General features: G+C 59.7%; 14 protein-coding genes. 10 read left to right on the forward strand and 4 right to left on the reverse strand.

Translation table 11 applies throughout. The annotated features are described in order from the left end of the window. Positions 1-112 precede the first annotated feature (112 nt). The 7 genes from ACXPVS_RS01425 to ACXPVS_RS01455 all read left to right on the forward strand — a co-directional run bounded on the left by ACXPVS_RS01425 (position 113) and on the right by ACXPVS_RS01455 (position 7,010). A complete protein-coding gene (locus tag ACXPVS_RS01425) occupies positions 113-1,678 on the forward strand; it encodes an MBOAT family O-acyltransferase (protein ID WP_458508320.1) in 1,566 nt (521 codons plus the stop codon). 11 nt (positions 1,679-1,689) lie between these two features. After that, positions 1,690-2,865 (forward strand): alginate O-acetyltransferase, encoded by a 1,176-nt coding sequence (locus tag ACXPVS_RS01430; RefSeq protein ID WP_458508321.1) that lies wholly within the window; start codon positions 1,690-1,692, stop codon positions 2,863-2,865. A 14-nt stretch (positions 2,866-2,879) separates the two neighbouring features. Then, positions 2,880-3,536, forward strand: a complete 657-nt coding sequence (locus tag ACXPVS_RS01435) for an alginate O-acetyltransferase AlgF (RefSeq protein WP_458508322.1) — start codon at positions 2,880-2,882, stop codon at positions 3,534-3,536. A 106-nt stretch (positions 3,537-3,642) separates the two neighbouring features. After that, complete coding sequence (locus tag ACXPVS_RS01440; RefSeq protein WP_458508323.1) at positions 3,643-5,094, forward strand: mannose-1-phosphate guanylyltransferase/mannose-6-phosphate isomerase; 1,452 nt, start codon at positions 3,643-3,645, stop codon at positions 5,092-5,094. A 194-nt stretch (positions 5,095-5,288) separates the two neighbouring features. Beyond that, positions 5,289-5,753: a multidrug transporter gene (locus ACXPVS_RS01445; protein ID WP_458508324.1), complete on the forward strand. Its 465-nt coding sequence runs from the start codon at positions 5,289-5,291 to the stop codon at positions 5,751-5,753. A gap of 34 nt (positions 5,754-5,787) precedes the next feature. Continuing rightward, positions 5,788-6,615 carry an SDR family oxidoreductase gene (locus tag ACXPVS_RS01450; protein ID WP_458508325.1) on the forward strand — a complete coding sequence of 276 codons (828 nt, stop codon included), beginning with the start codon at positions 5,788-5,790 and terminating at the stop codon, positions 6,613-6,615. After that, positions 6,612-7,010: a DUF4440 domain-containing protein gene (locus tag ACXPVS_RS01455; protein ID WP_458508326.1), complete on the forward strand. Its 399-nt coding sequence runs from the start codon at positions 6,612-6,614 to the stop codon at positions 7,008-7,010. Before ACXPVS_RS01450 ends, ACXPVS_RS01455 begins: the two co-directional genes overlap by 4 nt. A gap of 25 nt (positions 7,011-7,035) precedes the next feature. Here the strand turns inward: ACXPVS_RS01455 and ACXPVS_RS01460 are convergent, their stop codons facing one another. The 4 genes from ACXPVS_RS01460 to ACXPVS_RS01475 are packed head-to-tail and all read right to left on the reverse strand — an operon-like array spanning position 7,036 to position 11,826. Then, positions 7,036-7,890, reverse strand: a complete 855-nt coding sequence (locus ACXPVS_RS01460; protein WP_458508327.1) for an efflux RND transporter periplasmic adaptor subunit — start codon at positions 7,888-7,890, stop codon at positions 7,036-7,038. Between the two features lie 25 nt (positions 7,891-7,915). Beyond that, positions 7,916-8,116 carry a DUF1656 domain-containing protein gene (locus ACXPVS_RS01465; RefSeq protein ID WP_008153498.1) on the reverse strand — a complete coding sequence of 67 codons (201 nt, stop codon included), beginning with the start codon at positions 8,114-8,116 and terminating at the stop codon, positions 7,916-7,918. After that, the gene (locus ACXPVS_RS01470; protein ID WP_458508328.1) at positions 8,106-10,304 is read right to left on the reverse strand and encodes an FUSC family protein; all 2,199 of its coding nucleotides are present in this window, start codon (positions 10,302-10,304) and stop codon (positions 8,106-8,108) included. The genes ACXPVS_RS01465 and ACXPVS_RS01470 overlap by 11 nt, the downstream gene beginning before the upstream one ends. A gap of 10 nt (positions 10,305-10,314) precedes the next feature. Continuing rightward, positions 10,315-11,826, reverse strand: a complete 1,512-nt coding sequence (locus ACXPVS_RS01475) for an efflux transporter outer membrane subunit (RefSeq protein ID WP_458508329.1) — start codon at positions 11,824-11,826, stop codon at positions 10,315-10,317. A 193-nt stretch (positions 11,827-12,019) separates the two neighbouring features. Between ACXPVS_RS01475 and ACXPVS_RS01480 the strand changes: the two genes are divergently transcribed. The 3 genes from ACXPVS_RS01480 to ACXPVS_RS01490 all read left to right on the forward strand — a co-directional run bounded on the left by ACXPVS_RS01480 (position 12,020) and on the right by ACXPVS_RS01490 (position 14,682). Further along, positions 12,020-12,988 (forward strand): LysR family transcriptional regulator, encoded by a 969-nt coding sequence (locus tag ACXPVS_RS01480; protein ID WP_458508330.1) that lies wholly within the window; start codon positions 12,020-12,022, stop codon positions 12,986-12,988. Positions 12,989-13,057: 69 nt separating this feature from the next. Then, positions 13,058-14,032: a 2-hydroxyacid dehydrogenase gene (locus ACXPVS_RS01485; protein WP_458508331.1), complete on the forward strand. Its 975-nt coding sequence runs from the start codon at positions 13,058-13,060 to the stop codon at positions 14,030-14,032. Between the two features lie 140 nt (positions 14,033-14,172). Further along, a complete protein-coding gene (locus tag ACXPVS_RS01490) occupies positions 14,173-14,682 on the forward strand; it encodes a DUF2165 family protein (protein ID WP_458508332.1) in 510 nt (169 codons plus the stop codon). Positions 14,683-14,697 lie beyond the last annotated feature (15 nt).

The following is a 14,697-nucleotide window of genomic DNA, read 5'->3' on the forward strand; positions in this document are numbered from 1 at the left end:
TTCCACAGGGTCAGTGCACGATTTGAGTTGAGTGATATTCCCCCGGTTTTTTCGTGGGGGGGTTTGGGGGGGCTGCGGCCCTTGACTGTTGGTTAAACATGGAGAGACCGGGATGGTATTTTCATCCAACGTGTTCCTGTTTTTGTTCTTGCCGCTCTTTCTCGGCATGTACTACTTAAGCGGAATACGCTATCGCAACCTGCTGCTGCTAATCGCCAGCTACGTGTTCTATGCCTGGTGGCGTGTGGACTTCCTTGCGCTATTCGCAGCCGTCACGCTGTGGAACTACTGGATCGGCCTCAAAGTCGGCGCCGCAGGCGTTCGGACCAAACCGGCACAACGCTGGTTACTCCTGGGCGTGGCCGTCGACCTGTGCATTCTCGGCTACTTCAAGTACGCCAACTTCGGCGTCGACAGCATCAACGCGATGATGACCTCCGTTGGTCTGTCGCCGTTCATCCTGACCCACGTGCTGTTGCCGATCGGGATCTCGTTCTACATCTTCGAGTCCATCAGCTACATCATCGACGTCTACCGTGGTGATACCCCGGCGACCCGCAACCTGATCGACTTTGCGGCTTTCGTGGCGATCTTCCCGCACCTGATCGCCGGTCCGGTGTTGCGCTTTCGCGATCTCGCCGACCAGTTCAACAACCGCACCCACACCCTCGACAAGTTCTCCGAAGGTGCGACGCGATTCATGCAGGGCTTCATCAAGAAGGTCTTCATCGCCGACACCCTGGCGGTCGTGGCCGACCATTGCTTCGCCTTGCAGAATCCGACCACGGGCGATGCCTGGCTCGGCGCGCTGGCCTATACCGCGCAACTGTATTTCGACTTCTCCGGTTACAGCGACATGGCAATCGGTCTGGGCTTGATGATGGGTTTCCGCTTCATGGAAAACTTCAAACAGCCGTACATCAGCCAGTCGATTACCGAGTTCTGGCGTCGCTGGCACATCAGCCTGTCGACCTGGTTGCGTGACTACCTGTACATCACGCTGGGGGGTAACCGTAAAGGTACGCTGACGACCTATCGCAACCTGTTCCTGACCATGCTCCTTGGTGGTCTGTGGCACGGCGCGAACATCACGTACATCGTCTGGGGCGCCTGGCACGGCATGTGGCTGGCGATCGAAAAAGCCCTCGGCCTGAATACCTCGCCGCGCAGCATCAACCCGATCCGCTGGGCGCTGACCTTCCTGCTCGTGGTCATGGGCTGGGTAATCTTCCGCTCGGAAAACCTGCACGTCGCCGGTCGTATGTACGGCGCGATGTTCAGCTTCGGCGAATGGTCACTGTCGGAACTCAACGCGGCCAGCCTCAGCGGCCTGCAAGTGGCGACCCTGGTGGTGGCTTACATGACCCTGGCGTTCTTCGGCATCCGCGACTTCTACAGCAACCTGCCGCCTGAGAAGACCAAGCCTGTGGTGAACGTCGAGGCCGATGGCCCGGCTGCCGCAACCCCTGGAATGATCAAAGCGGTACCGGGCGACAACCCGGGCAGCATCCACGAGCCTGGCTACACCGTCGGCGTTGAAGCGACTGTGCAACCGGCCTACTGGACGGCGCACTGGTCTCGATACGTGATGCGCACGCTGGTGCTGGTGCTGTTCATCGCCTCGATTTTCAAACTCTCGGCGCAAAGCTTCTCGCCGTTCCTTTACTTCCAGTTCTGAGGGATCTGACGATGACCCGCTCATTACGCATCCTCTACATCGCCCTGTTCATGGTGACGCTGCTGGTCCTGGGCCTGTGGTCCACGCGCAGTTTCATCGGTTTCAGTACCTCTGCCGAAACGACGGTGCTCAATGGCCGCTGGACCAAAGCCGTGGAAACGCATTACGACGACGAGTTCCCGATCAAGCGCCTGGGCACCAACCTTTGGGCGGCGCTGGACTTCAAACTGTTCAACGAAGGTCGTCCGGGCGTCGTGCTCGGCCGCGATCAATGGTTGTACAGCGATGAGGAATTCAACCCGATCGTCAACGAAGAACTGAACCTGCAAGGCAACTACGCGCTGGTTGAAGGCGTGCGCCAGGAACTGAAGGCCAAAGGTGTGAAACTGGTCATGGCGATTGTGCCAGCCAAGACTCGCCTGTACCCGGAACACCTGGGTGCCGTGAAGCCTTCGAGTATCCACGCCAACCTTTATGAAGACTTCCACGCTCGTGTGGCGGCCAACAAGATCCTCGCTCCCGACCTGTTCGGCCCGATGTTGAAAGCCAAACTGAACGGTCAGCAGGTGTTCCTGCGCACCGACACTCACTGGACCCCGGAAGGCGCGCAAATCGCAGCCGAAACCCTGGCCAAAACCATCGCCGAAAAAACCCCGCTGAGCGGCGAGCCGCAACACTTCGTCACTGAACCTGCGGAGAAGGTGACTCACAAGGGCGACCTGCGGTTGTTCCTGCCGCTGGACCCGCTGTTCGAAAACCTGATGCCCAAGCCTGAGCCGTTGCAGAAGCGCAACACCGTTGCGGCACAAGACCAGCCAGCCAGTGATGACGCCTTGTTCGCCAACACTGAAGTGCCGGTGGCCCTGATCGGCACCAGCTACAGCGCCAACCCCAACTGGAACTTCGTCGGTGCGCTGAAACAAGCGCTGAACAGTGATGTAGTCGATTACGCCGAAGACGGCCATGGCCCGATTCTGCCGATGCTCAGCTATCTGCAAAGTGATGCTTTCAAGAACAGCCCGCCACAGGTGCTGATCTGGGAGTTTCCTGAACGTTATCTGCCTGTGAACAACGAAATCGGTGACGCCGACCCGCAGTGGGTCGCAGAGCTCAAAGAAGCCGGTGCTCGCCAACAAAACGTAGCCGCAAACACTAAATCCGAGACGCCCGACCGGGCGCAAAACTGAAAGAGAGGTACACCATGACTTTCACTACTACTCCTCGCCGTCTCGCCAAGACTTTCGCTCTCGTCGCTGGCATGAGCGTGTTGTCGATGCAAGCCTTCGCCGGTGGCGACTCCGCGCTCTACGGTCCGACCGCACCGAAAGGCTCAAGCTTCGTACGTGTCTACAACGCCGGTAACGCTGAAGTCAGCGCCACCGTGGGCACCACAAACCTGGCCGACGTCGCGCCACTGTCCAGCACTGACTTCAGCTTCATGCCGGGCGGCGACTATAGCGCCAAGGTCGGTAGCCAGTCCCTGGCGGTGAAACTGGCCGGTGATCACTATTACACCCTGGTCAACAACGCCAGCGGCGCACCGCAACTGATCGAAGAACCGCCGTTCAAGAACAAGCAAAAATCGCTGGTTCGCGTGCAGAACCTCAGCGACAAAGCCCTGGCCCTGAAAACCGCTGACGGCAAGACCGAAGTGATCCCGACCGTGGCCGCCAAGGGCCGTGGCGAGCGTGAAATCAACCCGGTTAAAGTCAGCCTGGCGCTATACGATGGCGACAAGAAAGTCGGCGACGTGAAACCGGTGGCCCTGGAACGTGGTGAAGCCGCCGTGCTGTACGTCACCGGCACGGGCAGCAACCTGGCACCAGTCTGGGTAAAACGCCCGGTTTCGACGCGCTAATCATTTTGTCGGGTAGCCCACGGGCTACCCGGACACGGAATAAGAACAAGAGTGAAACGACAGAACGCAGTAGCTCTGACCCATACGATTTTCAAGGAGTAACAACATGATTCCGGTGATCTTGTCAGGTGGTAGTGGCTCACGTCTTTGGCCGCTTTCGCGCAAACAGTTCCCTAAGCAATTTCTCGCCCTGACCGGCGAACAAACATTGTTCCAGCAAACCCTGGAACGCCTGGTGTTCGAAGGCATGGACACCCCGATCGTAGTCTGCAACAAGGAACACCGTTTCATCGTCAACGAGCAACTGAGTGCCCGTAACCTGGACACCCAGCGCATCCTGATGGAACCGTTTGGCCGCAACACCGCTCCGGCAGTTGCGTTGACCGCGATGATGCTGGTCAACGAAGGTCGCGACGAGTTGATGCTGGTGCTGCCAGCCGACCACGTGCTGGAAGATCAGAAAGCCCTGCAACGCGCGCTCGCCCTGGCCACAGTCGCTGCGGAAAACGGCGAAATGGTGCTGTTCGGTGTACCGGCCACCAAACCGGAAACCGGCTATGGCTACATCAAGTCGACCAATGATTCGCTGCTGCCGGAAGGCGTTAGCCGCGTCTCGCACTTCGTCGAAAAACCGGACGTGAAACGCGCCACCGAGTTCGTCGAGTCCGGCGGTTATTTCTGGAACAGCGGCATGTTCCTGTTCCGCGCCAGCCGATTCCTGGAAGAGCTGAAAAAACACGATCCGGACATCTACGACACCTGCATGTTGGCCCTGGAGCGCAGCGAGCAGGATGCCGACACGGTCGACATCGACTCCGCCACCTTCGCTTGCTGCCCGGACAATTCCATCGACTACTCGGTGATGGAAAAAACCCAGCGCGCCTGCGTTGTACCGCTGACCGCGGGCTGGAGCGATGTCGGCTGCTGGTCGTCGCTGTGGGAAGTGAATGAAAAAGACGCCAACGGCAACGTCACCAAAGGCGATGTGGTCATTCAGGACAGCAAAAACTGCATGATCCACGGCAACGGCAAACTGGTGTCGGTGATCGGCCTGGAAAACATCGTGGTCGTCGAAACCAAGGACGCCATGATGATCGCCCACAAGGACAAGGTCCAAGGCGTGAAACAGATGGTCAACACCCTTAACGAGCAGGGCCGCAGCGAAACCCAGACCCACTGCGAAGTCTATCGTCCGTGGGGCTCCTACGACTCGGTGGACATGGGCGGCCGCTTCCAGGTCAAGCGCATCTCGGTCAAACCCGGCGCGTGCCTGTCATTGCAGATGCATCACCACCGCGCCGAACACTGGATCGTGGTCAGCGGCACTGCGGAAGTGACCTGCGACGAAAACGTGTTCTTGCTCACTGAAAATCAGTCGACCTACATCCCGATCGCCTCGGTCCACCGCTTGCGCAATCCGGGCAAGATCTCGCTGGAAATCATCGAAGTGCAATCGGGCAGCTACCTGGGCGAAGACGATATCGAGCGGTTTGAAGATATCTACGGTCGCTCCAACCCGATTGAACGCGGCGTGTCGGTGAAAACCATCTCACAGTAATTGATCTGTCATACAAGAAGCCCCCGTCCAACCCGCTGCGTTTCCCTATCCGCAGCGGGTTGGGCGGTTTTTTTTATTTCTCGTCCCACGCTCTGCGTGGAAACGATCTAACGGCTAAAGACCTTGATCGATGAATGTCCATTCCTTCAGCCCTTCGGTAGGATGGTGGTCATGAGTTCAAGGAGCGTTCAAACATGTTCATCGGCGTCCTGCTGGTCATCACCTGGCTGATTTTGTTGCTGCGCTACCCGGCCAAGGCATTGCCGGTCTCGGTGGCGGCGGCCATCGGACTGGGTGTGGTAGCCACGGGGGTGATCTGGATGGACAACCGCGAGGCCAAGCAACTGGCGCGCCTGGAGTTGCGCATCACTTACGCGCCAGAACAGTGCCCGGCCGATCGCCCACTGCAACTGACAATGAATAACGGCAACGACGTGCCGCTGACCAAACTGCGCTGGCGCATCGCAGCCTATGCGCCGGGCGACACGGTCAATCTGGCCGACAATCAATACACCGCACCACGCTATCGTGGCCCCGGCGAACTGCAGGCCGGCGCGGCCTGGGAAGACTGTTTGCCGCTGCCACCGCTGCGTCCCGGCTATCGCCCGCAAACGCTGGCGTTTCGCGCCGAGCGTTTAAAAGGTAGTTTCTCCGATTGATCCTCCCTCTCTCTTTTTGCACAAGGATCGCGCCATGCCCGTTGCGTTGATTACCGGTTGTTCCAGCGGCATTGGTCGCGCCCTCGCCGAGGTGTTCAAAAGTGCCGGATACGAAGTCTGGGCCAGCGCCCGCAAGACAGAAGACGTGGCAGCGCTGAACGCTGCCGGCTTCACCGCCGTGCAACTGGACGTCAACGACGCAGCGGCACTCGAACACTTGAGCGAGCGCATCAACCAGCAACATGGCGGCCTCGACGTGCTGATCAACAATGCCGGTTACGGCGCCATGGGGCCGTTGCTCGACGGCGGTGTACCGGCCATGCAGCGGCAATTCGAAACCAACGTGTTCGCCATCGTCGGCGTCACCCGCGCCCTGTTCCCGGTGCTGCGCCACGCCAAGGGTCTGGTGGTGAACATCGGCAGCGTATCAGGGGTTCTGGTCACGCCATTCGCCGGCGCCTACTGCGCCTCGAAAGCGGCGGTGCATGCCTTGACCGATGCGTTGCGCATGGAACTGGCGCCGTTCGGCGTGCGGGTCATGGAAGTCCAGCCGGGCGCCATTGCCTCCAGTTTTGCCAAGAATGCCGGCCATGAGGCGGAGCAGCTGATTACCGAACAATCGCCGTGGTGGCCGCTGCGTGACGGCATTCGCGCACGGGCCAAGGCCTCCCAGGACAACCCGACCCCGGCCAGTGAATTGGCCGCCGGTGTGCTCAAGGCCGTGCAGCAGAGCAAACCACCGCGCCTGATTCGTCTGGGCAATGGCAGTCGGGCGTTGCCGTTGCTGGCGGGGTTGTTGCCTAAAGGCCTGCTGGAGGCGGGGTTAATGAAGCGGTTCGGACTGAAGGGGCAACTTCCATGACCGACTACACCGAATACTTTGACGAAGTGATCCAGGCCCACGTCGCCATCGAGCAATGGTTGGCCGAGGAACAGGACGAGCCGGCGCTTGAACAGTTGCTGACGCGTTTTTCGCCACAATTTTCCATGGTCTCGCCGTTGGGCCGGGTGCTGGACTTCGACGCGTTGAGTGCGTTGTTTTTGATGGCGGGCGGCAAGAAGCTTGGATTCAGAATTGAGCTCAGCGAATTGCGCGGCATCGCGCGGTACGACGACGGCGCAGTGGTGAGTTATCGCGAACAACAGACCGATGCGACCGGCTTGCACTCTGATCGCCGGTCAACGGTGGTGTTTGAGACCCAGGCGGGGGGCAAGGTGCTTTGGCGGCATTTGCATGAGACGTTTTGCAAGGGCTGAGGTGTCGTCTTTTAGCAACTCGGTCTTATGGCCTGTTAACAACCACGGTACAAGTAATCCCCGCCGCCAACAGCACACCCTCCGGCACTTCATCAATGTGAATCCGCACCGGCACCCGCTGCGCCAGGCGCACCCAGTTAAAGGTCGGGTTCACATCCGCAATCAGCTCGCGACTCTGCGGGTTATCACGGTCGTAGATGCCGCGAGAAATACTCTCAACGTGCCCCTTCAGCACTTCGCCACTCATCAACTGCATGTCGGCTTTATCGCCCACGCGCACGTGGGGCAATTTGGTTTCCTCGAAGAAGCCATACACCCAGAACGAATGCATATCGACCACGGCCATTTTCGCTTCGCCAATGCGCGCGTAGTCGCCGCGATGCACATTGAGGTTGGTCACATAACCGTCCACCGCTGCGCGGACCTCGGTGCGTTTGAGGTTCAGTTCGGCGGCTTCGAGCTGTGCCTGAGCATGCTGGTAATCGGCCAGGGCCGAATCGGCGATGTTGCTGGCGTCGTCGCGGTTTTCCCTGGAGATCACCAGGTTGTCCATGTCAGCGCGGCGCAGGGCGTTGACCTTGCGCATTTCCCACGTCGACTTGCGCGAGGCCACCAGCGACTGTGCCTGTTTGACCGCAATGCGGTAGTGTTCGGGGTCGATCCGCATCAGCAAATCGCCCTTCGCTACCTGTTGATTGTCGCGCACCGGCACGTCCACCACTTCCCCGGTGACGTCAGCGGCGACATTGATAATGTCGGCGCGCACCCGGCCGTCACGGGTCCATGGCGTGTCCATGTAGTGCACCCACAACGTCCGGCCGATCCACATCGCAAGGGCCAGCACCAATAGAGTGGCGAGCAGGCTGAAAAGCTTTTTCATCAGGGCCTTCTTCAGTGATAGAGAGTCAGTGGTAAACAGTCAGCGCCAGGGCGCCGAACAGGCAGGTAAACAAACTCAGGCGCAGCAGCGCCGGGTGCCAGAAGAAGCGGTACAAATCGAACCCGGACAGGAACCGGTCGAGTGCCCAGGCCAGCGCCGCCGCGATGAAAAACATCAGGGTCATGGTCGGCATGTACACGCCGTGGAAGGCGATTTCACGAGGCATGTTCAAGTCCTGGGGGCTTGGCGGTGGCATTTATGTAGCCGGCGAGCGGTGATTGCGGGTCCAGCAACGAAGTCCGGATGAAGTGCAGGTAGCTCTTCACCCGGCGCAGGGCCGAGGTGTCAAAGTGCGGCGCGAAAGGTTCGTCGGTGGCTTGCACGCGGCTGATCGCGTGATCGACAGCGATCAGGCCGCGTTCCAGATTGCTCTGGCTCGGCTGCAGAAACAGCCGCACCAGCGAGCGCCCCATCACCCGGATCGCCTGACGCCACGGTTGGGATTCGGCATAAGCCGGATGCACCGGCAGGATCGCCTGTTCCTTACGCAACTCAATGATCGCGTGGCCGACTTCCAGCACCACAAACATCCAGCGCAGCAAGTCCCGTTGTACCTGCGGCTGCCCCACCGCGAGACCGTAGGCCTGATGCAACAGGTCACGGGTGCTGCTTTCGAAACTCGACGCCAATCCCTTGAGTTTGCCGCTGATGGCGTACACCACTTGCCCGCGCAAATCCTGTTCCAGCCGACGCCACAACCAGCGGCTGTTGGGCGGCAGAATGATCGCCCCGGCCGCCGCGCAGACCAGCATGCCAAGCACCATGGCGATGTAGTCGTTGATGAAGGTATAAGGGTTGTAAACGGTGAGGTTGTCCGGCACTGAACCGGTGCTGAAAAAAATCAGCAGGCCAAGGCCGACACCGGCGTATTGCGGGCGCGAGGTCAGAAACGAACCGAGCACGATCACCGGGGCAAGCATCACGCAGAGCAACGCAAAACCGTCGATCCAGGGGAAGATGAAAAACATCTCGACGAATCCGATCAGGGCCCCCAGGAGCGTCCCGCAAGCCAACTGAAACGCCATGCGTTTTGGGTTCGGTGTCGCCGCCGAGAGACCCACGGTAGCAGCGGCGATCAGGGTCATCGTCGCACCGCTCGGCCACGCCGTTGCGACCCAATAGCTGCCCAGAACCACCAGAATGAACGCCGCGCGAATCCCCGAGGCGGCCGACGCCATCCCGTTGGTTTGCGGGGTGAACGGCTCGTCCCATTGCTCGCGCGCATGGCTGTGATCCGCCAGCGACGCATGGGTCTGTGCATAACTGTGCAAGTCGTCGACGAAGCGAAAGAGCAGTTCGTATGCGGTATGAAAATCCAGCTGCTCGGCGTCGCTCGGATTGCGCTCCTGAAAAATCCTGCGCAAGCTGCGAACGCGCGCCGGCAGACCTTCTTTGTAGGCGGTCAGCGCGATGACCAGACGCCCCGCATCGGCGTTGGTCAGCGCACGGCCGCTGAAGCCGTCGAGCAGTTCAGCCAGGTCCTGCAATCCCGGTTTGATCGCCGCAACCACGTGATCGGCGCCGCTGCTGCGCAAACGTTCGAGCAACTGGTGCAAGGCGTTGAAACGGGTGGTGATGCCCATGAATTCGCTGTTCAGCCGACTGAGCCGACCGTTGCGCCGACGCATGTGCGGGTCTTCAAACACGGTGACACTGCGTAACCCTTCCAGCCCCACGGCCTCGGCGATGAAGCGCACGTTGCTCGCCTCGAAAGCCTCCCGTTTGCTGCGACCGCGCAAGCCATCCGTGACGAATAGCGCGAACACGCCGAAGCGCTGATACAGGGCGTTGCGCATCGCGGCGCTGGAGGACTGCGGCAGGATCGCGGCACTGACCAGCGTGGAGCAAATAATCCCCAGAGAGATTTCCAGTACCCGCCAGACGGCCGCCATGAACGCGCCGTCCGGGTGCGCCAGTGCGGGCAAACCCACCATCGCAGCGGTATACCCGGCGAGCACGAAACCATAGGCTCGGAAGTTGCGATAGCGCGCCGCGCCCGCCGAACAGATGCCCACCCAAATCGCCAGCGAACCGAGGAACAACTCGGTGTTCTGCGCAAACAAGGCAATCAACGCGACCATCACCGCCGAGCCGGCCAATGTCCCAAGGAAGCGATAGAAACTCTTGGCCAACACGTGACCGCTTTGCGGCTGCATGACGATGAACACGGTAATCATCGCCGTGCGCGGTTGCGGCAACTCCAGGCGCATGGCCAGCCACAGGGTCAGAAACGCGGCGAACAGCACCTTGAAAATATAGACCCAGGTCACGCCATCGCTGCGCGCCCAGTCGAAGAAGCCCCGGCGCCATTCAAGGGAATACAGCCAGCGCAAAGGTGCGGGCAAGGGCGTCATGAAATCCTGCTCAATGATTGAGGGCTTGGAGAATGGCCGGGGTTTTCGGCGCCTGCGTCTGGCTGTCTTTCGGCACGTCGTTACCCGCGCCCAGTCCTCCGCCGAGCGCCGTTACCAGTTCAGCATGAGCACTCAGTCGCGCGGCCTGCACCTGCTGCTGAACCTGCTGCTGTTTGAACACCAAGGTCTGGGCGTTGAGCACGTTGAGGTAGTCGGTGAGCCCGCGCTGGTAGGCGATCATCGCAATGTCGTAAGTCTTCTGCGCAGTGGCCACCGACTCGGCGGCGAAGGTGTGCTGCTTGTCCATGGATTCGCGGCGGATCAACTGGTCGGAAATGTTTTTCAGCGCGTTGACCAGCGTCTGGTTGTACTTGGCCACGGCGATGTCGTAACCAGCCGAGGCCTCGCCTAGCTCCGAGCGCAACCGGCCGCCGTCGAAGATCGGCAACGAGATCGCCGGGCCTACGCTGTAGTTGAGCTTCTTGCCGGTCAAAAACTCCAGCGCTCCACCGCCGGTGGCCATGTAGCCGAGGCTGCCGACCAGGTCGACGTTGGGGTAAAAACCAGCGTGCGCGACATCAATACCCCGTGCCTGAGCCGCCACTTGCCAACGACTGGCGACTACGTCCGGGCGTTGCCCGAGCAACTGCGCGGGCAACGACGACGGCAGTTTCAGCGCGGCACCTAACGACAATATTGGCCGCTGCAACTGCGCGCCTTCCCCCGGACCAAAGCCTGCCAGGGCAGCGAGTTGATTGCGACTCAGGGCGATTTCTTCGTCCCGTGCATCGATCTGGCGGTGAGTTTCCGGCAGCGGCGTTTGAGCCTGACTGACTTCCAAATGGGTGCCGATGCCACCGTTCAGACGCTTCTGCGCGAGGTCGAGAATTTGCTGCTGCTGTTTCAAGGTCGCCTCGACGATGTCCCGTTGCGCGTAATGCAACGACAGCTCGATGTAGGCGCGCACGATGTTGTTCTGCAATTCGAGCTGAGCCAGACGCGCTTCGGCGGCGCTCATGTGAGCCATGTCGACGGCGCGCTCGGTGGCGTTACTTTCGCGCCCCCAAAGGTCTAAGGCGTAGCTGAAGCCCAGCGCAGCGTTGTTGTCCCAGGTGGTGGTGTTCGCCAACTCGCCCGGCCCGTAGAACTGATCGGCGGGCCAGTTGTGGCGTTTGAGGGTGGATTGAGCATTGATCTGCAGCGACTCGGCAGACTCGGCGACCCCGGCCATGGATTTGGCCTGACGCACTCGCGCCGCCGCCATGAGCATGGTCGGGCTGCCTTGCACGGCGAGGTCGATCCAGCGGTTCAATTGCGGGTCGCCATAGGCCTGCCACCATTGCGCGGTGGGCCAGTGAGCGTCCTGTGCAGCGTTCTGGATGGCTTCGTCGGTGGCCAGTGAATCGGCCTCCAGCGCCTTGCCCTGCGGGGCAATACCTGCGGTACCGATGCAGCCGCTGATTGCCAGGGTTAAAGCCAAAACACTGAACGTCTGAAGCGCTCTGTTGATGCGACGCGGCACTGCTGCGATTTCCTGAGGTGGGGGAGTTGTTCCTGAGGTGCGCAATTCTAGGGGGCGGCTTTGTTGGCGATAAGCTAGGAATCCTGTGAATCTTTGTTACCGTTAACGCGATAATCCGTTGGTTCATCTTTCGTCGCCTGTAGAAAGTCAGCAACTTCGTGTCACAATTTGCCATTCGCCTAGAGAGCACCCCATGGACACTTTGCAAAACATGCGCGCCTTCAGTTACGTGGCCGAGGCCGGCAGCTTCACCGCCGCCGCCGTGCAACTCGACACCACGACGGCCAACGTTTCGCGCGCGGTCTCCAACCTGGAAGCCCACCTGCAAACCCGTCTGCTCAACCGCACCACCCGCCGCATCGCCCTGACCGAGGCCGGCAAGCGCTACCTATTGCGCTGCGAGCAGATCCTGGCCTACGTCGAAGAAGCCGAAGCCGAAGCCAGCGACGCCCACGCCCGCCCGGCCGGGCAGCTCAAAGTGCACACCATGACCGGCATCGGTCAGCACTTCGTGATCGACGCCATCGCTCGTTACCGCAAGACTCACCCCGACGTCACGTTCGACCTGACCATGGCCAACCGCGTGCCCGACTTGCTGAACGAGGGCTACGACGTGTCCATCGTGCTCGCCAGCGAACTGCCGGACTCGGGCTTCGTCTCCCAGCGTTTGGGCATCACCTACAGCATCGTTTGCGCCTCGCCCGCGTATGTGAAAGCCAACGGCTACGCACACAAGCCCAGCGATTTGCTGAACCACGCGTGCCTGCGCCTCGTGAGCCCGGTGATCCCGCTGGAGAAATGGACCTTTGACGGCCCGGAAGGCCAGGAAATGGTGACGATCAATAGCTCACCGTTTTTGGTGAACTCGGCTGATGCGATGAAAACCGCGATCATCAGCGGCATGGGCATTGGCGTGTTGCCGGTGTACGCGGCGATCGAAGGTTTGCGTAACGGCACGCTGGTCAGGGTGATGCCGAACTACCGGTCGCAGGAACTGAATCTGTACGCGATCTATCCTTCGCGGCAGTATCTGGATGCGAAGATCAAGACGTGGGTCGAGTATTTGCGCGGGTCCTTGCCGGAGATATTGGCGGCGCATCAGGCGGAATTGGTGGCGTATGAATTGAGCGGGAGCATGGGTGGGGTTCGGGTGGCGAACTGATTTCCAGCCCCCCTGCGCGGAAGAATGCTAGCGTGCTTGGCATTCACCTGCGCCGAGAGCCCTCCTCCCATGAAAAAGACCGTCCTCGCCTTCAGCCGCGTCACCCCTGAAATGATCGAACGCCTGCAGCAAGACTTCGACGTCATCGTGCCGAACCCGAAAAACGGCGACATCAACGCCCAATTCAACGAAGCCCTGCCCCACGCGCATGGCCTGATCGGCGTCGGGCGCAAACTCGGGCGCGCACAGTTGGAGAGCGCCGCGAGACTGGAAGTCGTTTCCAGCGTCTCGGTCGGCTACGACAACTACGATGTCGCCTACTTCAACGAACGCGGGATCATGCTCACCAACACCCCCGACGTCCTCACCGAAAGCACCGCCGACCTGGCCTTCGCCCTGCTCATGAGCAGCGCCCGACGCGTTGCCGAACTGGACGCCTGGACCAAGGCTGGCCAGTGGAAAGCCACCGTTGGTGCGCCATTGTTCGGCTGCGATGTACACGGCAAAACCTTGGGCATCGTCGGCATGGGCAACATCGGCGCGGCCATTGCCCGACGCGGACGGCTGGGCTTCAACATGCCGATCATCTATAGCGGTAACAGCCGCAAGACCGAGTTGGAGCAAGCGCTCGGCGCGCAGTTGCGCAGCCTTGATCAACTGCTGGCCGAAGCTGATTTCGTCTGCCTGGTGGTGCCGCTCAGCGAAAAAACCAGGCACCTGATCAGCCATCGCGAGCTGGCGTTGATGAAACCAAGCGCGATTCTGGTGAACATTGCCCGTGGCCCGGTGGTGGACGAACCCGCCTTGATCGAAGCCCTGCAAAACAACCGGATTCGCGGTGCCGGGCTGGACGTTTACGAGAAAGAACCGCTGACCGAGTCCCCCCTGTACCAACTGAAAAACGCGGTGACATTGCCGCACATCGGCTCGGCGACTCATGAAACCCGCGAAGCCATGGCCAACCGTGCAATGGCTAACTTGCGCAGCGCTTTACTCGGTGAGCGACCGCAAGATCTGGTGAACCCACAGGTCTGGAAGCACTAACTAAAACGGGCAGGCGTTTTAACCGCCTGCCCGTGAAATACACACCTTGTCATTCAGTTCACTGCTACAAAAAACACACGCACTATAGACTCCCATTACTTAGTCAAACTGACGGACTTTAGTTATGGAGAGCCCCTACCTTGAACGACCTTACGACCGACAAACTGATTAGATACAGCAAAGTAATACTAATGACCTATATAAGCTTCTTTGGCTTAATGGTGATGTACAGCAACGTTACCGACTACCCATCCAATTACGAATACGTCGGCCATATTCTCAGCATGGACACCACCCGAGAAAACCTGAACCTGAGCTACAGAGCGATCACTTCGCCCATGCTCCACCACCGCATTTATTGGTTAATTATCACTTTGGAAGTTATTTACACGGCGTTCTGCCTGCTGGGCACCTACCATCTTTATCGAAACATCAATACACCTGCAGCCGCTTTTCACGAAGCGAAGAAGTTTGCGATCGTCGGTTTATTGATTGGCCTTTTTGTCTATTACATCTGCCTACAAGTGATCGGCACCGAATGGTTCAACATGGATGAATCTGCACTCTGGAACGCCAAGGATTGGGCCCGACACGTCGTAGACTTCATGTTTCCACTGCTGATTTACATCGTGCTCAAAATCGAACGCTGAAGTGTCAGCGTTCGA

Source organism: Pseudomonas sp. Ma2-10, assembly GCF_054330215.1.

What these genes read in the sequence shown, in the direction of transcription:
- ACXPVS_RS01425 (WP_458508320.1), top strand. Translation starts at nt 113, where the DNA reads ATGGTATTTTCATCCAACGTGTTCCTGTTTTTGTTCTTGCCGCTCTTT.
- ACXPVS_RS01430 (WP_458508321.1), top strand. Translation starts at nt 1,690, where the DNA reads ATGACCCGCTCATTACGCATCCTCTACATCGCCCTGTTCATGGTGACG.
- ACXPVS_RS01435 (WP_458508322.1), top strand. Translation starts at nt 2,880, where the DNA reads ATGACTTTCACTACTACTCCTCGCCGTCTCGCCAAGACTTTCGCTCTC.
- ACXPVS_RS01440 (WP_458508323.1), top strand. Translation starts at nt 3,643, where the DNA reads ATGATTCCGGTGATCTTGTCAGGTGGTAGTGGCTCACGTCTTTGGCCG.
- ACXPVS_RS01445 (WP_458508324.1), top strand. Translation starts at nt 5,289, where the DNA reads ATGTTCATCGGCGTCCTGCTGGTCATCACCTGGCTGATTTTGTTGCTG.
- ACXPVS_RS01450 (WP_458508325.1), top strand. Translation starts at nt 5,788, where the DNA reads ATGCCCGTTGCGTTGATTACCGGTTGTTCCAGCGGCATTGGTCGCGCC.
- ACXPVS_RS01455 (WP_458508326.1), top strand. Translation starts at nt 6,612, where the DNA reads ATGACCGACTACACCGAATACTTTGACGAAGTGATCCAGGCCCACGTC.
- ACXPVS_RS01460 (WP_458508327.1), bottom strand. Translation starts at nt 7,890, where the DNA reads ATGAAAAAGCTTTTCAGCCTGCTCGCCACTCTATTGGTGCTGGCCCTT.
- ACXPVS_RS01465 (WP_008153498.1), bottom strand. Translation starts at nt 8,116, where the DNA reads ATGCCTCGTGAAATCGCCTTCCACGGCGTGTACATGCCGACCATGACC.
- ACXPVS_RS01470 (WP_458508328.1), bottom strand. Translation starts at nt 10,304, where the DNA reads ATGACGCCCTTGCCCGCACCTTTGCGCTGGCTGTATTCCCTTGAATGG.
- ACXPVS_RS01480 (WP_458508330.1), top strand. Translation starts at nt 12,020, where the DNA reads ATGGACACTTTGCAAAACATGCGCGCCTTCAGTTACGTGGCCGAGGCC.
- ACXPVS_RS01485 (WP_458508331.1), top strand. Translation starts at nt 13,058, where the DNA reads ATGAAAAAGACCGTCCTCGCCTTCAGCCGCGTCACCCCTGAAATGATC.